This window comes from Psychrobacter sp. CLB018 (genome assembly GCF_041222815.1).
GTDB classification, from domain to species: domain Bacteria; phylum Pseudomonadota; class Gammaproteobacteria; order Pseudomonadales; family Moraxellaceae; genus Psychrobacter; species Psychrobacter faecalis.
Window position 1 is genome coordinate 506,637 of record NZ_CP166085.1, and the last position, 21,256, is coordinate 527,892.

The following is a 21,256-nucleotide window of genomic DNA, read 5'->3' on the forward strand; positions in this document are numbered from 1 at the left end:
CAGCTATAAATGACAGACATAAATAATATATAAAGCGCTGAGTAAGGATAAAGAATACTCACGATATCTTGTTGAAGAAAGTCTAAATATATTGGCTGTTATTATCTCATTTCATAATGACAAATCAAGCAAGGCTCTGTAATGATAATGTCGCTTTCGATAACATAACGCCTGTTTAACCCTGGCATTTAAGCCACTTTATCTAAAGTAATAGGGTCAAAAAGGTTGTGCTTATTTATACCTGTCATACGTTGTTTTCATACTATAGCGTAGCGTGTGTTAAAATACGCTGCGCTAAAATATATTTTTTTAAACCTCTTGTTTTAAAATATCAGCACTACTACAGCTGACGCTAAACTGCAACTTTCTCAAAGCGCGCAATAGATTCGACGTGACCGGTATGACAGAACATATCCATCACGCCTGCATGCGTCAAACGATAGCCTTGCTCTAACAAAGCTTTGGTATCGCGGGCGAGGGTAGCAGGGTTACAAGAGACATAGACAATACGCTCGGCATTGAACTTTGGCAGATACTGCATAATCTCCCAAGCGCCCGAACGCGGTGGGTCAATGAGTAGCGCGTCAAAGCCTTGATTGGCCCAAGGTTTATCGGTGCAATCTTGCGTTAAATCTTGGCTATAAAAATCCGTATTAGTAATACCGTTACGGCGTGCATTATCGGCCGCGCGAGCGGTCATGGCTTCACTGCCTTCGACACCAACCACCGCGCCAGTTTCGCCGACCAAACGCGCGAGTGGTAAGCTAAAGTTACCCAAACCACTGAACAAATCGAGCACCCGCTCGCCCGCTTTTAAGTCTAACAAATCACAAGCAAGCTTGGTCATTTGACGATTGACCGATAAATTAACTTGAGTAAAGTCGGTCGGAATAAATTCAAAGGTCAAATCATACTCAGGCAATTGATAATACAAGCGCCCAAACTGCTCAGTCATATCGTCATTGTCACTCAAGGCAATACGCTGAATGCTATCGGCGCCTTTTGATTGTAAATAGAGCTGCCAATTGCGCGCTGCGAAAAAGGTTTTTAATTTTTCAATATCGGCATCTGATAATGGTGCCAAATTACGTACAATCAGTGCAACCGGTTGATTACCATCAGGTAGCTCTGGTAGCGCTTCGCCCATGGCTAATTCAAGCTGAGCAATCTTGTCACGACTCTCAAGCGTGCTGATAAGCGCTTTTAGATTCTCAATCTCAAAACCAATACGTGGGTCTAAGATATGGCACTCATTTAATTCCGCTAAGAAGTTACTTGAGCGCTCACGGAAACCAACCAAGGCGGTTTCTTTTTTGGCGACATAACGCACGCCGAGTCGCGCTTTGGTACGGTAACCTAAGCGATCACCAACCACGGGCGCGAGCCAGTGATCGGGCTCGACATTGGCTTGATGCATAAGCAATTCAGCAAGCACAGATTGCTTAAAGTTGATCTGACCATCGGGCTGCCAATGTTGCAAGCTACAGCCACCGCAAACACCGAAATGCGGGCAGGGCGCTACTGCGCGCTCAGGGTTTGGATTGGCAGTAATGCTCACCGCATCGCCTTCTTCAAAACTGCTACGGCTATTGGTGATTTTGACTAAGGCGCTTTCACCGGGTAGCGCAAAGCTGACAAAAATCTTTTTGCCATGTTTGTCTTCGATATGACCGTCGGCTTCACCGAAACCATTGCCATAAATAGCAACACCGCGACCATCATGCGACAAGCCATCTATTTTAAAGGGTAATGGCTCAGCATCTTTTAAACGGCGACGGGTTTTTGACGAAGGCTTGGATTTTTTCTTACTTGGCGGCATAGTAATGGTCTGAGTCTCGTTAGGCTGTTGGTTGGCGTTTAGAGTGGTAGAATCTTTTGGGTCGGTGGGCTGCATAAACCTGCCTTAATAATAAATAATAAGCAATAAAGGGTAAATAACTAAAAATGAGGGAGCCGTTGTCGTTAAGATGTCTAGTGTGGCGCAGGCGCCGAGGACCAATCAGCAATAAACTCATGATGGCGAGGACTGCCATCTGCTTGGGTATAACTTGCTAAATAATCACGACTTTGCTGCTGCCATGCCTCAAAATCTGCTGAGGACAATTGCCCTGTCAATCGCAGCCAGCGCAAATAAATCAGCCAAGTATTCATCACATCAGATTCGCAATATATTGACAACGTTTGCCAATCACCATTGCTCACCAACTCGCCAACCATACTGCCATCGACATCGGTTTTACCGGGCAAGCCATAAAGACTGGCGACGATATCCATGGCTTCGCGGCGGCTGGCACCGTATTGGCTAAATCTGTCCATCAAATCAAGATGACGACTGTGGAAGCGATTAACGTAATTATCAAAGCGCATGTTTTTGATACGCTCGCCTTCTTCAAATAACCACGGCGCCGATAAGTCATACTGCATCGCGCGATAAATAAGCACCGGGATATCAAAGCCTGAACCGTTCCAACTAATCAGCTGTGGCAGCTTTTCAAGGTCACTGAACGCGCGAAAAAACTTGCTCAGTATGTCTTTTTCGCTAAACTTATCGGCGGTCAAAGAAAACAGGGAAAATTTGCCGTCTTTAATATAGAGCGCAGAGATACAGACAATACGCTGCAAGGGCAAACGCATAAAATCGTGACTTGCTTCTTGGACACGCAGCGCTGTCAATGCGTTTAAAGCATCGGCATCATTTAGCTCAGCCAACTGCGGATAGATACGGCGGGCAGCCTCGGTATCGGCAACCGTTTCAATATCAAAGACCAAGATAGGTCTGGACGAAAGGGCGTTTGACATAAATAATCCTGCCTATTTATAAGCTTATGGGGTGGCGTTATCCGTGCTGTCGTCAGCGTCATTCACATTATATAGGCCCGTCGATAAATAACGATCACCGCGATCGCAAACGATAAAAGCAATCACGGCATCAGGATTTGCTTTTGCGACTTCGGTAGCGGCCCATGCCGCTGCACCTGATGACACACCAGCAAAAATGCCTTCAGTTTTCGCCAATTTACGCATATAAACTTCAGCGACCCGCTGATCAACATCCATGATCTCATCAACCAAATCTGCTTCAAAAATACCAGGCATATAAGCGGCAGGCCAGCGGCGGATGCCAGCGATAGATGCTTCTTCGTCAGGTTGTAGACCGATGACTTTAATGTCAGGGTTTTGCTCTTTAAGATATTGCGCAACGCCAGTGATAGTACCTGTGGTGCCCATCGAGCTGATAAAATGGGTGATTTTACCGTCCGTTTGCGCCCACAGCTCAGGGCCGGTGGTCAAATAGTGCGCTTGTTTATTATCAGGATTGTTAAACTGATCGAGTACAATACCTTTACCGTCGGCTTGCATTTGTAGCGCCATATCACGCGAAGCTTCTATGCCTTCGTCGACCTCGATAAGCGTCGCACCATAAGCGGCCATCGCATCTTTACGCTCTTGAGTCGAGTTGGTTGGCATAAACAGGGTGATTGGATAGCCACGCATCGCCGCCACCATCGCCAAAGCAATGCCCGTATTGCCGCTGGTCGCTTCAATGAGCATATCGCCAGGTTTAATATCACCGCGCTGCTCAGCTTGATAAATCATATTAAATGCCGGACGGTCTTTTACCGAGCCAGCAGGATTATTGCCTTCGAGTTTGGCGAGCAATACCGCGCCATTGGCAATCTGCTCTTGCTCAGGCAGGCGATTTAATTTGACCAAAGGCGTCTTACCCACGCAATCGGCAAGGTCAGTGATTTGCGTAATAAAATTGGCGTTTGACTGGGCCGTAGCGGACATAAGGTATCCTTATCGATTATTAGTTTTTTAATAGGCGCTGTTTAAATAGCAGGTCAGTACTTGATGACCGTTAGGGATTGATTGTGGTCAATAAAAAGTTGCGTCATTATATCATTTTGTTTTCGCCTGCGCTTAATGCATAAATTTTTATTGAGGATAAGCAGTGTACTTATCTGCATAAACAAATAGGCATGAACAAAATACGAAAAGCTGACCCTTTAGTAATCGCCTTTGAACAATAAAAGCGAAAGAGCAAGTGAGGCAATAAAAGTTTGCCAAGGAATGGTTAACCGCACTCGTTAGAATCCTGCTAAGATAATCGCAAGTCATTTTTGATGGCTTATCTTTAATGCTTAATCAATAATGAATACCTAAGCGCACCGTACAGTGTTTATCAATAATAGTATTCATCAGTAATAATATTTAGCGCTAAAATCAGTGGAGAATAAACCCAGCATGGCTTACAAAAAACGTTTTGATACCAGTAGTGCTTATGGTCAGCTGATTATATTGGTGTTTTTGCCGATTTGTTTATTGGCAGCAGTCGGTGGCATTTTGGTATTTTACGAAACCATGCGCGCCAGTAATTCAGAACAAGAGGCGTTAGCAGAGGCGGTACTGATTCGTTATACGCCAACGATTGCGGAGCTGGTTCCTGAGTTATTAGAGCAACAGGAAGACAATAGCGATGATAAAAATAAGGCAGCGGACAACCCGCAAGCGGCGCTAGCGGCCTTAGAAGATATTCAAGATAGGCTCGGACGTATGCAGTCCGAGCAGCATGTCCAGCGTATTGCAATTATCAATCAAAATAATGAAGTGCTGGCAAGCGTCGGTTATGGCACTGAGGAAGCTTGGCCGCTGATAGAATCTGCAGAGCGTTTTTTATCGCAACAACCAACGCCCATTGGCACCGCTTACGGCAGTAGCTTGGGAGAATTTGACGGGCAGCAATTGTGGCTTATGATTGATATGGATAATGAGCCACTTTATATTGCCCGTTATCGTATCGCTATGGCGCTCGCGATTACGGGTTTATTTACGATTTTAATTTTGTTATTGAGCTTAAATATTTACTCAAAACGTTGGATTGCGCCAATTTACGAGCTGCGTTTGCAATTACAACGTACCCATGTCGACAATCTTTATCAGCCTATTCCGGTCGAATCAAATGGCGAGCTGAATTTATTGCAGCAAGATCTGGTCAGGACGTTACGCCGCCTACATGCCAGCTTCCAAGATTTAAAAGATCATGCCGAGCAGACCGAAGATGATTTGCGCTTGGCATTTGATGAGATGGAAATGCAGAATATCTCTATCCGTAATGCGCGCGATGCGGCGATTTCAACCAGCCAAGCAAAATCGGCATTTTTGGCCAATATCAGCCATGAATTACGTACACCGTTAAACAGTATTGATGGTTTTATTAATTTGCTGGCGCGGCACGGTGAGCTCAACCCTGAACAAGATTTGTACGTGCAAACCATCCGTAAATCGTCAGCGCATCTGTTGGCGCTCGTGAACGATGTCTTGGATTTCTCTAAAATTGAAGCGGGTAAATTGGTCCTTGATCGTCATGAGTTTGACCTTTATGACACCATCTATGACGTGGTCGATATGCTATCGCCGGTCGCTGCTGAAAAAGGTCTGCGCATGGCGGTATTGTTTTATAACGACGTGCCGATGCGCATCAACGGCGATGCGTTGCGCCTTAAGCAAGTACTGACCAATATCGTCGGTAATGCGATTAAATTTACCGATAGTGGCGATGTGGTTGTACGCGTGAGCTTGGATGATCATCGCGACAATTATTTGATGATTAGTGTGCAAGACAGCGGTAAAGGCATTTCTTTATCAGATCAAAAAATGCTCTTTCAAAGCTTTAGCCAAGGCGATCCGTCGATTACGCGGCAATACGGCGGTACCGGTTTGGGTTTGGTCATCTCCAAGCAATTAACGCGACTGATGGGCGGCGACATTGGCTTTTATGACAATGTGCAAGAAAACATCTCTAATCAAGGAGCGACGTTTTGGTTTCGAATGCCAGCCCATGTCGATGTCTTGGAAGCGGCAACTGGGCAAACGATTGAATTGCCAGTGCTCGCGCCACTTGCCAGCGATACAGACGAGTTTAATGTGCTGGTCTGGATCAATCATACCGCGTCGATTCAGGTGCTCAAAGCCAGCTTACAACACTTACCGATCACCCTAACCCAAGCCAATTCTTTACCGGGTGTGCTTGAGTCGCTTAAAGAGCGCGGCAATTATTGGGATTGGGTCATCGTTGATGACGATACCCAAGACGATATGATGGCGCTACTCAAACAGATTCGCCTGCACTATCAAGGAAAGCTGGCGGTATTTGGCTATCAAGTTGCCGCCGACCAAGCACTGCTCAATCGTTATCATGCCAATATTTTGTATGAGCCATTGGATAAAAGACAGCTCTATGCCATGCTTGATACGCAGAAACGCAGCGCCCCGAGTGGCGTTCAAGAGCCGCGCTGGAAGGGCGTGACCGTCTTGGCTGTCGACGACCATCTGCCAAACTTGTTGGTGCTTGATGCGCTGCTAAGTGAACTTGGTATCCATGTCATTACCGCCAGCAGCGGTTTTGATGCGATAGAAATCATCAGTAAACAGCAAACTAAGCATATCAAAACTGCTAAAGCTGACAGTCAAAGTCTGTCGAAAAAGACCCAGATATCTAAAGCCGAAGCGCGTGATGATGCTAGTAAATCGGCGGTTAACTCGTTACATCTTGACGATGCTACGACGGATGATAAAGGCAATGCGGCACATAAAAACAGTATCGATTTGATATTTATGGATATTCAAATGCCGCGTATGTCAGGGCATGAAGCAGCGCGGCAAATCCGTAATATCGAAACCCCTGATCATCACATTCCGATTATCGCCTTAACGGCCCATGGCTTAGCCGATGAGCGCGATAAGCTGATTGCGAGCGGCATCAATGATTATGTCGGCAAGCCTATTAGCCAGCCACAGTTACTACAAGTGCTGCAAAAATGGCTTGGTCGTACCGATTCAGTGCCGCCATTAACCACTATTCATAGCGATAACTTGTACAGCGCTGACTTACAAAATGGGGTAAATCAAAACGCCTTGACGTCTTACGCAGATTTGACAATGCCAACCTATCCTTTGCTCAAAGATAACGAGGATAATCATATCGCCAATACAAGTTCTGATAATAAAGTGAAGAGTCCGGCAAAAATTACCCGTCCTTTATCACTGAAGAAAATCCGCGATAACTATTTGCGTGACAGTCAGCCTCGTGAAGATTATAGACGCGAAACCCAGTCACGTTACGAGAAACCACGCTATGAAAAGCCACACTATGAGAATCTGCATTATCAAGGGCAGGGGCAAGCACCCTTATCTTATCTGCCTTATCAAATGCCAGAGCGTGCTAAAGATGAGCAAGCAGTAAATACTGCACACGGGCAAAGTAGTACGGACTTGGGCGCAAATGCCCTTGATACCTCGGAGATTTTAAATTGGCAAGATGCGTTGACGCGCTCAGCCAATAAACCCGATTTGGCTGCCAAGCTCATCATTATGATGCTCGATACCATCAATGATGAAAAGCAAGCATTGATGCAGGCATGGGACACTCGTAACCGTAGCGCGCTGGCGCAAATTGCCCATCGTATCTTAGGTGGCAGTCGTTATACCGGCGTGCCGCAGCTACGTCAAGCCAGCCAAGACTTAGAAGATAAATGCTTATTAAATATTCAACATACCACGCCGGCTCAGTTTGCGATGTTAGAGCCTTATTATGAAGCGTTATTGACGGCGTTAAACAATCTACAAACACTGGATTTATCGGCGTATCCGCAGCTTAATTATCATCGTCTAAGTGAAAATGATATGACGTGGAAAATGATTTAAAGCTGATAATCATAAAACCACTGAGTATAAACGATACCCTAGTAGTCAGTTATTGATAAGGAAGGGCGAGTGCAAGGCTGTTAATATTAATCTGAGTACCAACATTCCAGTTGTTTTATTTATTATTAAGGATGACTATGCACGCTATTGCCACTTACCAGTATGAGACATTACAAGTCAGCGCCACCGACAATATAATAACGGTGACTATTAATCGACCGGAAAAAAAGAACGCTATGAGTTTTAAAGTGGTGCAAGAGTTGATTGCGGTCGCAGGGCGCATCAGTAAAGATAAAGCGGTACGCGCGGTGATTCTTGACGGCGCGGAAGGCACTTTTTGTGCTGGTATCGATTTGGGCGATTTAAACCATCCTAAAAACCAAGCGTTTGCGCTATGGGAGCTGGTTAAACCTTGGCAAAGTCTCTTTCAACGCGTCTGCTTGGTTTGGCGTGAAGTGCCTGTACCAGTGATTGCTGTTTTAGAAGGCTATTGTATTGGCGCGGGCTTACAACTGGCGCTAGCTTGTGATGTGCGTATCAGCCATCCTGAGTGTAAATTGTCTATTATGGAAGCTAAGTGGGGGCTCGTACCTGACATGGGCTTAACGCAATCAGGGTTTGGCGTCGTACGCGCTGATGTCTTAAAGGAGCTGGCAATGACCGCGCGTACCGTCAATGCCGAGGAAGCCCAAGCACTTGGCTTGGTCAGCCATTGTAGTGAGACGCCGCTTGAGCAGGCGCAAAAGCTTGCCACCGAGTTTGCTGAGCGCTCACCCGATGCAGTGCTGGCAAGCAAGCGCGTTATCAATGCGATGTTCCAGCAGCCAGCTACAACGCTATATAAAGAAAAATTTTGGCAGTTAAAAATGATGTTTGGTCGCAACCGTAAACTGGCGCTTAGAAAAGCCAAACAAGCCAGTACCGCTTTTGGCAAACGTCAATTTCGTTAAAAAATCAGCCATATTTGGCCACTGTATTTGAGTGAGATAGGTCTATTTTATTCACATCAAGCATCTATTGAATTACAAGCAGATAGTGCAATATAGCACTATCTGTTTTTTTATCTGTTTTTTTATCTGTTTACGTTGCTGTGTTTGCGTTGCTGCTTGTTTATAGACGGTATTTTTAAAAGGCTTGTTTTGCAATAAAAGTCGATTAAAATTACCCAACAAACCACGTATCAATAATAAAATAATCCTTCCTCTATCATATGGTCTCATTATGTCTGCTCCAAAACCCTCCCTGCCCAATAAACCCAATGCTGCTGACCGAGTGCGCTCTGCTGATTTGCCCGTTGCATGGATTATGATGCTTGGGCTTATCGTGGCAGTCGGGCCATTATCGATTGATATGTATTTGCCAGCATTGCCATCTATGGCAGAGGATTTTGGCGTATCGACCGCCTTTATGGCCAACTCTGTGCCAGCCTATTTTCTTGGTTTAGTATTTGGTCAGCTGTTTTATGGCCCCTTTAGTGATCGCGTCGGTCGCGTCAAACCGTTATATATGGGCATGATTTTATATGTGATTGCCTCGATTGTCTGTGCGACGACCGATAATGAATACGTATTGTTTATCGGTCGAACCTTTCAGGCGCTCGGCGCGTGCGTGGGAGCGGTTGTGACGCGTGCGGCAATACGTGACCGCCTGACTGCCAAACAAACCGCCAAAGCTTTTTCTATTATGATATTGGTCATGGGCTTAGCGCCGATATTAGCACCATCGCTTGGTGCTTTATTTTTAAAGTTCTTTAGTTGGCATTCTATTTTTTGGTTTTTGGCGGCTTTTGGGGCGTTAAATTTATTACTGACCAAGTTTTTCTTCTTTGAAACCTTGACTGAAGAAAACCGTAATGTGCGTCCTGCCAAAGAAGTGCTCAGTCAATATTGGGATTTATTAAAAGACCCGACCTTTAACTATCCAGCCATAGGCGGTGGTTTATTAATGGGCGCGATGTTTGTCTATATCAGCTCAGCTTCTGAATTAATCATGGATACCTATGGCGTCTCGGCCACGCATTTTGGTTGGCTATTTGGGATGAATGCGGCAGGGTTCGTAGGTTTGACCCAGCTGAATCAATGGCTGACTAATCGTTTTCGTATTTTAAGTATTCTACGATTTGGGGCAATGATGCAGGTCACCTCAGCCGCCGCGCTATTTGTAACCGGTATTATTTTTGGTACGGATGCATGGTTGCCGCTGGTTTTAGCTTGTATTTTCTTTTGTATTGCGGGCTTGGGCCTGACACAGCCAAACGCCTCGGCGATTGCCCTTGCTTTTCAAAAACGCCGTGCGGGTATGGCCAGTGCTTTGCAAGGCTCGTTGATGTTTTCGGTCGGTATTTTTGGTGGTTTATTATTAAACTTATTCCCTCTTAATCCTGTGTTAAAAATTGGTATTGCACTCTTTGTACTCATGAGTTTGGGGGCGTATTTAATTTGGCAGATAGACCGTGATTTGGATTTGGACACTGCGGAGTGATTGAAGGGTAGCGATGCATAATAGCGCTAGCAGTCGCTAAGCGTTATATGGTAAAATACAGCCCAGCTATTTTTATCATTCAGTATTATTCTGAACTTTCAAATCATAGCTCTATTTTTAAATCAACCCATCAAACAATGACACACACATCATGGCAAAAAATTGCTGGGTGTTTGGCGACTTGATTAATTTGCAAAAAAGTTAGTGCCGTTTCAATAAACGTTAAACATTAACCGTTAGCAAATGCGTGTCGCTAGATAGGCAGTTTTTGTGATGTGGAGGCATAACCCAACCAATAGGAATTTCACATGGCTTCAAACAATCCAACCAAAATCGAAATGCGCGACTTATTACAAGCCGGCGCTCACTTTGGTCACCAAACACGTTTTTGGAATCCAAAAATGGGTCCATACATCTTTGGCGCCCGTAACAAGATTCACATTATCAACTTAGAGCACACCGTAAAAGCGTTTAACGAAGCATTGACTTACGTAAACGGCCTAGCTGCTAAGAAAAACAAAGTATTATTCGTCGGTACTAAACGCGCAGCAAGCGGCGTTATCCGCGAGCAAGCACAACGTGCTGGCATGCCATACGTTGACCATCGCTGGTTAGGTGGTATGTTGACTAACTGGAAAACCCTACGTCAGTCAATCAATCGCCTAAAAGAGCTTGAAAAACAGTCTGAAGACGGTACTTTTGCTAAGCTGACTAAGCGTGAAGCATTAGAGCGTACTCGTGATATGGAAAAACTTGAGCGTTCATTGGGCGGTATCAAAGACATGGGCGGCCTACCTGACGCAATCTTCGTCGTCGACGTTGACCATGAAGCAATCGCTATCAAAGAAGCTAAAAATCTAGGTATCCCAGTTATCGGTATCGTTGATACCAACTCAAACCCAGATAACGTTGATTACATCATTCCAGCTAACGATGATGCTATCCGTGCTGTGACTTTGTATGTAACTTCTATTGCTGATGCGATTATCGCTGGTAAAGAATATGCGCAAACTCAAGCAGGCGGTAAAGCTGACCAAGCACAAGACGCTGAGCAAGCTCCTGCTACTGAAGCTGCAGCTGATGCGAAAACTGAAGAAGCAGCGACTCCAGCAGAGTAATGGCTAAGCGATAAGGTTTAACTTTGTAAGGATGCCTTGATAGTTTAGCTATTAGCAGTCATATAAGGTTATTAATCACATAAAGTTTATGGAAATCTATAATAGGCATGATGTAGTTTTACTCGTCATGCCTTATTATTAACGCGTCGAGCATCACTGACTTATTGCCAGAATGTCAGCGCGTTTAGATATCGTGCACTCCCTTACATAACAATACTCACCTACATCATAAAAGGTAACTCTTATGTCAGAAGTAAAAATATCTGCCAAAATGGTAAAAGAATTGCGTGACCGTACTGGTCTTGGCATGATGGAATGTAAAAAAGCGTTAGAAGAAGCAAACGGCGATGTCGAAGTTGCCATTGATAACCTACGTAAATCTGGTCAAGCGAAAGCGGCTAAAAAAGCAGGTAACATCGCAGCTGACGGTGCTATCATCATCGCTCAAGGTGACAACAAAGCATTCTTGCTAGAAGTAAACTGCCAAACTGACTTCGTTGCAAAAGATGAAAATTTCACTGCATTTGCAGAAAAAGTGGCCAATCTTGCCCTAGAAAACAATGTCACTGACGTTGCTGCTATCTCTGAATTGTCTTATAGCGATGAGCAAACCGTTGAAGAAGCGCGTGTATCTTTGGTACAAAAAATCGGTGAAAACATTCAAATTCGCCGCGTTGAAGTCCTAGAAGGCGCAAACATTGCTGCATACCGTCACGGCCTACGTATCGGTGTGGTCGTATCTTATGAAGGCGGCAGCGAAGAAACTGGTAAAAACCTTGCCATGCACATTGCAGCTTTCAACCCAGTTGCAGTAGATGACGAAAGCGTAGATGCTGATGTACTAGCACGCGAAAAAGACATCATCGAAGCCAAAGCGAAAGAATCTGGCAAGCCTGACAATATCGTTGAAAAAATGATCGAAGGTGGTTTGCGCAAATACCTAGACGAAGTAACCTTACTACGTCAACCATACGTTATGGACAATGAGAAAAAAGTTGGTGACGTATTAAAATCTGAAGGCGTAAAAGTCCTTGGTTTCAAACGTTTAGAAGTTGGTGAAGGCATCGAGAAGAAGCAAGAAGACTTTGCTGCTGAAGTTGCTGCCACGCAAGCGGCGAACAAGTAAGCTTTACATCATAAAAGCACATCGTATAGATATCAAAAAGCCCGTTATTCATCTAACGGGCTTTTTTGTGTCTGTGCATTTTAAAGGTTAATATTAACGTAGTGCTAAATAAGCGGAATTGGCATAGCTGGCGCTGTTGCTATTACTACTGGTACCGTAACTGACGTTTTGCACGCCGCCATTGGTAGTGCCCGTAGCGTTATTGGCATTCATGGTATTACCCGCTAGCGCTGAGTCGTTCTTATATAAGCTATGATAGCGGCTCATGACGCTTTTGACATAGTTGCGCGTTTCTTTAAACGGGGGTATGCCATTGTATTTATCGACGTTCCCTTCACCAGCATTATAACCTGCCACCGCAAACTCAACGTTATTATTAAAACGTTTCATCAGCCAAGCGATATATTTCGCTGAGCCTTCGATATTATCAGCAGGATTCCACGGATTACTGACATTAAAGCGGCGCGCCGTTGCCGGCATCAGCTGCATCAAGCCTTGCGCGCCAACAGGTGAGCGTGCATTGGGATTAAACGCCGATTCCGTATGCATCATGGCTTTCATAAGGCCAGGATCGATACCATGACGGGCAGCCGAGGCGCGGATATAACTGTCATAAGAGTTACGGCTGCCGCTACTACTCGCCGTGCTGCTACCGTAATCATTGCTATAGCTGCTGCCCGCATTGTAGGCGCTTGAGTCTTTATAGTAGGTGGTTTTTACTTTTTTATTAAATTTATCAAAATTACCGCTAGGATTGACGTTGGTAAGCAGAACTTGTCCGCCCTTGTCTTTATAAATATACATGTTTCCCGCTTGAGCGGCGATAGGCAAGCTAGATAAAGCAATGGCAGAGAGTAAAAGGGGTGACAAGCAGCGCGTCAGTAAAGGGGCAATAGTTATCATAGGTTTATCACTTTTTATTAAGTAAGAGCAAATTGCTTTGCCTATAAGCGCGTAAGGTTGCGCATCAAAGCGGTTATCGCGTCTGTAGGATCTTATAGCGCTCAAATAGGCTATCTACGAATTCACGTCTAACAAAACCACTTGCAATAGATACAAAAAATAATAGTTGCTTACTATAACACAAAATAAGTTTTTGCCACATCTGAATGTGTGCACGCGACGTCAAAAATCCATTTATTTTGTAAAAAAGCTGAATAAAATCAAGATAGTAATAAAGCGAGGGTAGTTAAGCAGTTTATAGCAGCAAGGTTTAAGACTTTGTTTTTGTCATAAAAATGATTAATAGATAACGTTAAAAATGCTAGCAAATATAATTAATGTAGGCGAAAAAAGCCCAGCAAGTAGGATGGGCTTTAAGAGTTTTGAACAGAAGGTAAAACATTTTAAACCGATAAGGCACTGATAAAAATAGGTACCCAAACAGCGGTGACTAAGCCATTGACCGCTAAGCCAAAGGCGGCATAGCGTCCGGCAGTATGGCTGATTTGCCATGCTTCTACGGTGCCAAATGCATGTGCTGCCAATCCTAGCGCGAGGCCTTTGGCGCGGTCGTCATCAATACCGCGAAATAAAAAGCGCGCTAAGGTTCCACCGATTAGACCTGAAACGATAATTATTAAGTTTGCTAATGCCAGCGGTGCTTTAATCAAATCGGCGACGCTCAGACCAATTGGTGTGGTCACTGAGCGGGTAGCAAATGCCAAAATGGTCTCGTGGCTAAGCGAAAATAAATAGGCCAATGACATGGGGAGCAAGGCGCCAACCACGCTCGCCAGTGCCACAATCATGGTTAGCTTTTTAACTGGTAAACCTTTAAAGTTCATCGCCGCCAATGGCACGGCCAATAATACTGTCACATAGCCTAATAAATGATCAAATACCGGTTTTGCCACGCTGTAATAATGATTGTAATCCCATTGTAAAATAAACAAAAACAGCAGTACTAAGACCAAAGCGGTGATAACCATCGGCAACCATGACAGCTTGCGCGCAAGGACACGGGCAATAACGTGGGCGGCCAAGGTTAATGCTATCGCAGCAAGGGTTGCGCTAAACACACTATCAAAACTCATAACGTTGCCTTATTAACAGAGCTTAATGCTGTCCCTTGTGCTTGTTGGTCATATTCATATTGTCATCATGACTGCCATCTGTATTGTCGCTATTATTAAGCGAGCGATTGGCAAGGATAGCCAATCCCCAAAGCGGGATAAGCGTACTGATAATCATAGTCAGCATCACGCCCCAAAACTCATCACCTAACGCAAATAGCAGCAAACCTGCACCGGCAGAAACGGGCAAAAAAGCAAAACCACTATCGACCAGTAAGGTATTGCTTGCTTGGGTTAACCAATGCGGTAAACCTTTTATCACTCGCCAAACAATTAAAATAATAAACATCGTTAACAGGCCGACGATATTGGCTGCTTTTTCAATGCCCGCCCATTGGCAGACAACGACTGCTAACTCACGAACCACCACGACCATAATCAGCGTCAATATTAGCGCCATCCACAAAGGCGTGTTAGAAGTAGAGGTAGAGCTCATAAGCAATCCTAGCCAAGTCGGGTATAAAAAGGGAAATATGCTAAAAAAGAGAGTTTAATGCCAATGTGTTAACAAAAGCATGTCAATAAAAGCATTTTAGCAAAAGCTGATTATATAGGCAGTAGCCATACTAATAAAGCCTAAGCGCTAATTGCTGCTATTAAGCTGTTGTTAAATGTCTCGTATAGTGAGTGAAAAGTCATATCAATAAATCACGCACTGCTGATATCAATTTTTCTTGCTTGCTGTGGCTGCGCAGACAGAGGCTACAGAAAATTAATATCAGCAATACCGTCGCGTTTTTAGGATATTTTGACTATATAATAAATGTCGATTACCCCTTATATGCCAAAAATATAAAAAAGGACGCCATCATTTGATAGCGTCCTTTTTAACTTCATTCCGATTAAATAACTTTTGACGACGTTATTTAACTTTGCGAATCAGATGCTTCTGTAGCAGAGTTTAACGCTTCAAATTCAGCAAAAGCATCTTCTTCCTCTGCCGTTAAAGAGGCAGCTGCATCAATACTCTCATCTTTTTGCTCAAACTCTTCAAGTATCGGCATTAGCAATGTTGCTTGCGCTAACGGCAATACATCTAACGGCTTTAGATTGGCTTGTCCCAATAGCTGTTTGAGCCTATCGCTTGGCAAGCGAATGGTTAGGCGCTCATGACCGTTATCGTCATAGCTTTCTTCCAAAATCACGCCAAGCTCATACAAGGTGTTTTTAAATTGACCGGCGTTATACGGTAGGGTCAAATCAAAGGTAGTTAAGTTGCCCGTCAATAATTGCTGTACAGCAAGCGACAACTCTTCCATGCCTAGGTTTTGGCGCGAAGAAACATATACCCGATTTGGCTGACCTTCTTTTGCATAGCCAATGTGCGCCGGCTCATCGGTTAAGTCGATTTTATTATAAACATTCAGCACGGGCACATCGTTGTCAATCTCAGCAAGGACGTTTTTTACCGCTTGAATTTGCTCGTGCATGTCTTCGCTCGATGAATCAATGACATGTAGTAGTAAGTCGGCTTCTAGCGTCTCTTCTAAGGTTGCATGAAACGACTCGACCAACTCATGTGGCAAATGACGGACAAATCCCACGGTATCGACCAAAACCACGCGGCCAACTCCTTGCCAGTCAAGACGGCGCAAGGTCGGGTCAAGGGTGGCAAATAATTGGTCGGCGGCATAAATATTTTCATCGACCAAGCGATTAAATAGGGTAGATTTACCAGCGTTAGTATAACCGACGAGCGAGATGGTCGGGACGTCTGATTTTTGCCGACGCGCTCGACCTTGGGCACGGGTTTGGCGTACTTTTTCCAGTTTATTTTTCAACTGATTGACACGCACTTGTAATAAGCGGCGATCCGTTTCTAGCTGAGTTTCACCGGGTCCACGTAGACCAATACCCCCTTTTTGGCGCTCCAAATGCGTCCAACCACGCACCAATCGCGTTGATAGGTGGTTTAACTGCGCAAGCTCAACCTGTAGCTTACCTTCGTAAGTACGGGCGCGCTGGGCAAAAATATCCAAAATTAAGCCGGTGCGGTCAAGCACGCGGCATTGTACCAAAGCTTCGATATTACGCTCTTGCGATGGCGATAAATTATGATTGAAAAGCACAATATCAGCGTCGTATTCGCGCACCAATTCGGCTATTTCTTGTGCTTTACCGCTACCAACGAAATACTTGGCATCAGGACGCGCACGCGAGCCTGTAACCAGTGCCAAGCGATCAGCGCCTGCCGAATCTGCAAGTAGCTCAAATTCATTTAGATCATCGGGATCTTGAATTTGGCGGATGTCTAAATGGACGATAATGGCGCGCTCGCCACCTTCATGTCTTTCAAAATATTCCAAAGAGTATCACCTATTATTAAAGTAGATAAATCGCTATGACCGCTTCAATGAGTATCGATATAGCGTTCATATGACCCTCTATATGTGGTCTTATCATTTGATATTAAAGCGTATGTACACAATTAGCTACGTCTTTATGTTACAGCGTTTATAGGGAGATATTTTTATCTATAAAAATTTTAAGCTGAGACTATTAACAAAAGCCACTCATAATTCAGTGTACAAGTCATCACTGAGTAAATAAATTTTGTTATACTCATTGCCCTTGTTTACGAGATATAATCATACGTTTTTTAGGCAGCACTCTTTTAAGCATTAAGCTTTTTTAACACTAAGATGTAATAAAGCATTTTTAACCCATAAGTTTTTAATCACGAGGGATACAGATGAGCCAATCTAAGTCAGGCTTTTCACTCAAACAGCAATTAGGTCGCGGCAAACAAATCGCTGGCATGACCACCACCATCGCTGGTGGATTGCGCGCCGCCCAGCGTATCGGTGCCTTTAAACAGCCACCGCGCGAAAAGCTACCGCGCTATATTCAAGCGTTTTGCCGTAAAATGGCAGGCTCGTTTGGCGTGCAGGTGGTGGCAGTCGAGCGCGTAGAGCAGCATCACGGTTTATGGGTGGCTAACCATGTATCGTGGATGGATATTCCGGTAGTGGGGACGCTAAGCCCTGCTTTTTTCTTATCAAAGGCAGAAATTGGCGATTGGCCAATCTTTGGTAAGCTTGCGCATGCCGCAGGGACGGTATTTATCGAGCGTGGTTCCGGTGATGCGGGCACGGTTGCCACCCAAATTGCCAATTTTTTAACCAAAGGTTTTTCGGTTATCTTTTTCCCAGAAGCGACCACCACCGATGGTAAAAAAATCAAACGTATCCACGGCACTTTGCTGCAAGCGGCGATAGATGCTGACGTCCCAGTACGCCCGCTAGTGATTGCATATGTCAATAAAGATGGCACGTTAAGTGAGGCGCTGCCTTATTATGGCAAAATGACGATGAAAGATAGCCTAAAAAAGGTGCTCGATAGTAAAGACGTGACGGCTTTTGTCTTACCGCTTGAGCCGATAGATCCTAAAGGGTTGAGCAAAAGTCAGCTAACCGATTTGTTACAAGCGCATATGCAAGAAGGCTTGGCTGAACTGCATTCGCGGGTTTTAACGAAAGCTGGCAAACCTTAAGCAAGTACAAAACTGCTTGAAAGATAACCGCTTTAATAGAAAAATTAGTAGCAGAAAAGTAGTCATAAAAAAGGCGCCAATCTTAGTCATAAATACTAATGATTGGTGCCTTTTTCTTTGCTATGCAAATACTTGAACGTCAGCTTATTAAAAGCTAAACAATATCAATCTATGACCACGTAATGTTATGGCGACGGATTAGGGTGCTGGGTATGTACCGCCTCAATCGCTTTTAGCACATCTGCGCTTAAGGTGACATTGATACTATCGATATTTGATTGCAGCTGCTCAGTGGTGGTTGCGCCAACGATATTACTAGTGACAAACGAGCGCGAATTGACAAAGGCCAATGCCATTTGCGCCATATCCAAACCGGCTTCGGCAGCGATTTTGGCGTATTGAGCGGTGGCGGCTTTTGCTTCGTCATTGGTATAGCGAGCAAAGCGGTCATACATCGTCAGACGCGCGCCTGCAGGACGTTTACCATCAAGGTATTTGCCAGATAAAACCCCAAAGCCGAGCGGCGAGTAAGCAAGTAAACCAACATTTTCACGATGGGCAATCTCTGCCATGCCAACTTCATATAGACGATTGAGCAAACTATAAGGATTTTGCACCGTGATAGGCGCGATTAAACCATTTTTGTCCGCTTCCCACAGATAACGCATCAGCCCCCAGGCGGTATCGTTCGATAAGCCATAAGCACGAATACGACCTTTCTTGATCTCGTCATTTAGTGCTTGGATGGTCTCTAAAAAAGGCGTCAAATCATCCAGCGACTGCGCTGCCATCTCTTCACTATAACCGCGCTGGCTAAAAAAGTTCGCTTGCCGTTCAGGCCAATGCAACTGATAAATATCAATATAATCGGTTTGCAAACGCTCAAGATTGCTATCGATGGCGCTACTAATATGCGCCGCATTAAAGCGCGTCTGACCATCGCGTAAAAAATCCATCGGTGAGATTTTGCTAGCAAGAATGACCTTGTCGCGCTGTTTGGTTTTATTAAACCACGTGCCCATAAAGCGTTCGGTATCGCCTTGCTTGTCTTTATCAGGCGGCGACGGATACATTTCGGCGGTATCCCAAAAATTCACGCCTGCACTAAGGGCCATGTCCATCTGGGCATGCGCGTCGCTTTCGCTATTCTGCTGCCCCCATGTCATCGTTCCTAAGCAGATTTTTGAGACTTTTTCATTCAGTTGCGGCAGTGTTTGATATTGCATCTGTTTATCCCTGTTTTTATTCTCAATAAGGTTTTATGTTCAAGCCGTTTTTCATACTACATAATCTTGATACCTGTGACGCCCGGCGGGGTGACTTGGAATATTTTTACTTTAAACAGTACCGATTGACCAGCAAGTGGATGGTTAAAGTCGACTTCAACTTCGTCGTCATCGATGGCGCTAATGGTACCGGGCAGGGTGTTTTTGCCTTTATCTTCAAACTCGACCAACATTCCGATTTCAGGATTGTCAGCGACTAAGGCAAATTGGGTGCGGCTAAAATGCTGAATGTTATCAGGGTTCCACTCGCCAAACGCTTGCTCAGGCTCAAGGTGGGCGGTGCGCGTATCGCCAGCACGTAGGTTCATCAGCACTTGCTCAAAACCCGGTAAAAAGCTCTCATCGCCAACGGTCAGCGTCACTGGCTCGTCGCGGTTAAAGGTTGAATCAATCACCGTACCGTTTTCGAGCGATACTTCAAAATGCAGCTTCACAAGGCTGCCGTGGGTGATGCGAATGTCTTCATTAGGGGTGATAAATTGGGAGTCGGTCATAGCAAAGTGTCTTTTATAGAGTAAGGTTTAGAAGATTAATTATAAAAGAGAGTTTAGCATAACCGTCTGCTGTACATGTTCATGTCGCCTGTATGACATGAATTATTTTATCAATACTTCCATAATGGAGATACATCATTAATCGTTAAATGCATCTCATCAAAAGTAATAAATACAGGAGTTTAATAAACTGATATAAGATTGATTGCCATATGGGATGATTAATTGATGAAATTAAGTTGACATTATTTTTCATATTGTATATAAATGTAAAGTTAATATAAGGAACGTAAATATATATTAATAATTGTAATTTAAATAACTTCTGAGATGATTATGAAAAAAGCTATTTTGGTAATTGGAATGTTCGCGTTATTGGCTCAAGGGTGTGCAACTCCACATGTTGTACAAACTAAAAAAGTAAGTGACGTTAATTTGTCTTGTCAGCAAATTCTTAATGAAATAGCAGAAGCTGATGACTTTGAACAAAAGGCACGCGCTGAGCGTAAAGCGACTGGTAAGAACGTAGCAGCAGCAATTTTATTTTGGCCAGCCTTAATTGGTACCTATTCTAATACTGAAGAAGCTATCAATGCTGCAAAAGAGCGCCGCAACAATTTGACTAACTTGTATGAACAGAAAAAATGCCGTTAATACCTTAATGTCTTGTTAGGATATTTTATGGTCAATAAAAAGCTAAGAGTAATGCTCTTAGCTTTTTTTATGAGCGCGGGAAGGTTATATAATGGTCGTTAATAATCATTAAAATCAAAAAGTATACAGTTATGAAAACTAAGCAGATAAATATAAGAAAACAAGGTCATATCAAAAAATGGCAAGACGATAAAGGTTTTGGTTTTATCGAAACTGCGGCGGGCGAGTCGGTGTTTTTTCATGTTAGCGCGTTTAAAGCCCCGCGCCGTCCCGAAATTGGCGAGCAAGTGGTTTTTACAGTAGGGCAAGACAATCAGGGACGCCTGCAAGCAAAGGATGTACAAGAACTCAGCTTTGTACAACAAAAAATGGCGCAAAAGAACAACCAAATCCGGCAGCGTAATCACAAACGCAGCGCCCAAGCAGAATTTGAAACAGGGCAAAAGAAACGCTTGTTCCTTGGTGTTGGATTTTATGGGGTTTTAATTTTATTGGCGGTCATGAATAAGCTAAGCTGGCTAGTGGTTGCTTGGTACGTGATATTAGGCGTCATTACCTATGGCATGTATGCCAAAGACAAAGCCGCTGCCCAAAATGGCGACTGGCGTACGCCTGAGTCAACGCTGCATCTGTTGAGTACGCTTGGCGGTTGGGTCGGTGCGCTGGTCGCTCAAACCTATTTACGTCATAAGTCACAAAAGCCGGAATTTCGTATCGTTTATTATTTGACCGTCATTATTAATTTGGCAGGGTTGTTATTTATTATGGTAAACGGTGGCGACTTAACGGGATTAAAAGCATTGTTCTAAGCATGTTTTACTT

The 21,256-nt window shown here is 44.2% G+C and carries 17 protein-coding genes; 8 read left to right on the plus strand and 9 right to left on the minus strand.

Going from position 1 to position 21,256, the window contains the following annotated elements; genetic code table 11:
• Positions 1 to 352 precede the first annotated feature (352 nt).
• The 3 genes from rlmD to cysM form a co-directional block, all read right to left on the minus strand.
• Entirely contained in the window at positions 353 to 1,894 is a 1,542-nt protein-coding gene (gene rlmD, locus AB8P72_RS02240) for a 23S rRNA (uracil(1939)-C(5))-methyltransferase RlmD (protein ID WP_068403962.1), read from the minus strand.
• A 77-nt stretch (positions 1,895 to 1,971) separates the two neighbouring features.
• Positions 1,972 to 2,799: a 3'-5' exonuclease gene (locus tag AB8P72_RS02245; protein ID WP_068403964.1), complete on the minus strand. Its 828-nt coding sequence runs from the start codon at positions 2,797 to 2,799 to the stop codon at positions 1,972 to 1,974.
• A gap of 24 nt (positions 2,800 to 2,823) precedes the next feature.
• On the minus strand, positions 2,824 to 3,792 hold the full coding sequence (gene cysM / locus AB8P72_RS02250; RefSeq protein ID WP_068403966.1) for a cysteine synthase CysM: 969 nt from the start codon (positions 3,790 to 3,792) through the stop codon (positions 2,824 to 2,826).
• Between the two features lie 456 nt (positions 3,793 to 4,248).
• Here cysM and AB8P72_RS02255 point away from each other — a divergent pair, with 456 nt between their 5' ends.
• The 5 genes from AB8P72_RS02255 (at position 4,249) to tsf (ending at position 12,432) form a co-directional block, all read left to right on the plus strand.
• Positions 4,249 to 7,707, plus strand: a complete 3,459-nt coding sequence (locus tag AB8P72_RS02255) for an ATP-binding protein (protein ID WP_068403968.1) — start codon at positions 4,249 to 4,251, stop codon at positions 7,705 to 7,707.
• 137 nt (positions 7,708 to 7,844) lie between these two features.
• Entirely contained in the window at positions 7,845 to 8,657 is an 813-nt protein-coding gene (locus AB8P72_RS02260) for a crotonase/enoyl-CoA hydratase family protein (protein WP_068403970.1), read from the plus strand.
• 271 nt (positions 8,658 to 8,928) lie between these two features.
• Positions 8,929 to 10,188, plus strand: a complete 1,260-nt coding sequence (locus tag AB8P72_RS02265) for a multidrug effflux MFS transporter (protein ID WP_068403974.1) — start codon at positions 8,929 to 8,931, stop codon at positions 10,186 to 10,188.
• Between the two features lie 308 nt (positions 10,189 to 10,496).
• Positions 10,497 to 11,306: a 30S ribosomal protein S2 gene (gene rpsB / locus AB8P72_RS02270; protein WP_068403976.1), complete on the plus strand. Its 810-nt coding sequence runs from the start codon at positions 10,497 to 10,499 to the stop codon at positions 11,304 to 11,306.
• A gap of 244 nt (positions 11,307 to 11,550) precedes the next feature.
• The gene (tsf, locus tag AB8P72_RS02275; RefSeq protein ID WP_068403979.1) at positions 11,551 to 12,432 is read left to right on the plus strand and encodes a translation elongation factor Ts; all 882 of its coding nucleotides are present in this window, start codon (positions 11,551 to 11,553) and stop codon (positions 12,430 to 12,432) included.
• Positions 12,433 to 12,525: 93 nt separating this feature from the next.
• Here tsf and AB8P72_RS02280 read toward each other — a convergent pair whose 3' ends face one another.
• The 4 genes from AB8P72_RS02280 to hflX form a co-directional block, all read right to left on the minus strand.
• Positions 12,526 to 13,335, minus strand: a complete 810-nt coding sequence (locus AB8P72_RS02280) for a lytic transglycosylase domain-containing protein (protein WP_068403981.1) — start codon at positions 13,333 to 13,335, stop codon at positions 12,526 to 12,528.
• Between the two features lie 443 nt (positions 13,336 to 13,778).
• Positions 13,779 to 14,468, minus strand: coding sequence for an LrgB family protein (locus tag AB8P72_RS02285; RefSeq protein WP_068403983.1), 690 nt, complete (start codon positions 14,466 to 14,468; stop codon positions 13,779 to 13,781).
• Positions 14,469 to 14,490: 22 nt separating this feature from the next.
• Positions 14,491 to 14,943 carry a CidA/LrgA family protein gene (locus AB8P72_RS02290; RefSeq protein ID WP_068403985.1) on the minus strand — a complete coding sequence of 151 codons (453 nt, stop codon included), beginning with the start codon at positions 14,941 to 14,943 and terminating at the stop codon, positions 14,491 to 14,493.
• A gap of 430 nt (positions 14,944 to 15,373) precedes the next feature.
• Positions 15,374 to 16,813, minus strand: a complete 1,440-nt coding sequence (hflX, locus tag AB8P72_RS02295) for a ribosome rescue GTPase HflX (protein ID WP_068403987.1) — start codon at positions 16,811 to 16,813, stop codon at positions 15,374 to 15,376.
• Positions 16,814 to 17,199: 386 nt separating this feature from the next.
• Here hflX and AB8P72_RS02300 point away from each other — a divergent pair, with 386 nt between their 5' ends.
• Positions 17,200 to 18,000 (plus strand): 1-acyl-sn-glycerol-3-phosphate acyltransferase, encoded by an 801-nt coding sequence (locus tag AB8P72_RS02300; protein ID WP_068403989.1) that lies wholly within the window; start codon positions 17,200 to 17,202, stop codon positions 17,998 to 18,000.
• A gap of 185 nt (positions 18,001 to 18,185) precedes the next feature.
• Here AB8P72_RS02300 and AB8P72_RS02305 read toward each other — a convergent pair whose 3' ends face one another.
• Together AB8P72_RS02305 and AB8P72_RS02310 are read right to left on the minus strand one after the other, a co-directional pair.
• On the minus strand, positions 18,186 to 19,226 hold the full coding sequence (locus AB8P72_RS02305; RefSeq protein WP_068403990.1) for an aldo/keto reductase: 1,041 nt from the start codon (positions 19,224 to 19,226) through the stop codon (positions 18,186 to 18,188).
• 56 nt (positions 19,227 to 19,282) lie between these two features.
• Positions 19,283 to 19,780: a peptidylprolyl isomerase gene (locus tag AB8P72_RS02310; RefSeq protein WP_068403991.1), complete on the minus strand. Its 498-nt coding sequence runs from the start codon at positions 19,778 to 19,780 to the stop codon at positions 19,283 to 19,285.
• 336 nt (positions 19,781 to 20,116) lie between these two features.
• On the opposite strand from AB8P72_RS02310, the gene AB8P72_RS02315 reads away from it, so the two are divergent.
• Positions 20,117 to 20,434 (plus strand): hypothetical protein, encoded by a 318-nt coding sequence (locus AB8P72_RS02315; RefSeq protein ID WP_068403993.1) that lies wholly within the window; start codon positions 20,117 to 20,119, stop codon positions 20,432 to 20,434.
• A 131-nt stretch (positions 20,435 to 20,565) separates the two neighbouring features.
• Positions 20,566 to 21,243: a DUF1294 domain-containing protein gene (locus tag AB8P72_RS02320; protein WP_068403995.1), complete on the plus strand. Its 678-nt coding sequence runs from the start codon at positions 20,566 to 20,568 to the stop codon at positions 21,241 to 21,243.
• The last annotated feature ends 13 nt before the right edge of the window (positions 21,244 to 21,256 follow it).

Coding starts and splice junctions, on each gene's coding strand:
- AB8P72_RS02265 (WP_068403974.1), top strand. CDS start 8,929: ATGTCTGCTCCAAAACCCTCCCTGCCCAATAAACCCAATGCTGCTGAC.
- AB8P72_RS02290 (WP_068403985.1), bottom strand. CDS start 14,943: ATGAGCTCTACCTCTACTTCTAACACGCCTTTGTGGATGGCGCTAATA.
- tsf (WP_068403979.1), top strand. CDS start 11,551: ATGTCAGAAGTAAAAATATCTGCCAAAATGGTAAAAGAATTGCGTGAC.
- cysM (WP_068403966.1), bottom strand. CDS start 3,792: ATGTCCGCTACGGCCCAGTCAAACGCCAATTTTATTACGCAAATCACT.
- rpsB (WP_068403976.1), top strand. CDS start 10,497: ATGGCTTCAAACAATCCAACCAAAATCGAAATGCGCGACTTATTACAA.
- AB8P72_RS02285 (WP_068403983.1), bottom strand. CDS start 14,468: ATGAGTTTTGATAGTGTGTTTAGCGCAACCCTTGCTGCGATAGCATTA.
- AB8P72_RS02260 (WP_068403970.1), top strand. CDS start 7,845: ATGCACGCTATTGCCACTTACCAGTATGAGACATTACAAGTCAGCGCC.
- AB8P72_RS02315 (WP_068403993.1), top strand. CDS start 20,117: ATGAAAAAAGCTATTTTGGTAATTGGAATGTTCGCGTTATTGGCTCAA.
- AB8P72_RS02305 (WP_068403990.1), bottom strand. CDS start 19,226: ATGCAATATCAAACACTGCCGCAACTGAATGAAAAAGTCTCAAAAATC.
- AB8P72_RS02300 (WP_068403989.1), top strand. CDS start 17,200: ATGAGCCAATCTAAGTCAGGCTTTTCACTCAAACAGCAATTAGGTCGC.
- AB8P72_RS02255 (WP_068403968.1), top strand. CDS start 4,249: ATGGCTTACAAAAAACGTTTTGATACCAGTAGTGCTTATGGTCAGCTG.
- rlmD (WP_068403962.1), bottom strand. CDS start 1,894: ATGCAGCCCACCGACCCAAAAGATTCTACCACTCTAAACGCCAACCAA.
- AB8P72_RS02280 (WP_068403981.1), bottom strand. CDS start 13,335: ATGATAACTATTGCCCCTTTACTGACGCGCTGCTTGTCACCCCTTTTA.
- AB8P72_RS02310 (WP_068403991.1), bottom strand. CDS start 19,780: ATGACCGACTCCCAATTTATCACCCCTAATGAAGACATTCGCATCACC.
- AB8P72_RS02245 (WP_068403964.1), bottom strand. CDS start 2,799: ATGTCAAACGCCCTTTCGTCCAGACCTATCTTGGTCTTTGATATTGAA.
- AB8P72_RS02320 (WP_068403995.1), top strand. CDS start 20,566: ATGAAAACTAAGCAGATAAATATAAGAAAACAAGGTCATATCAAAAAA.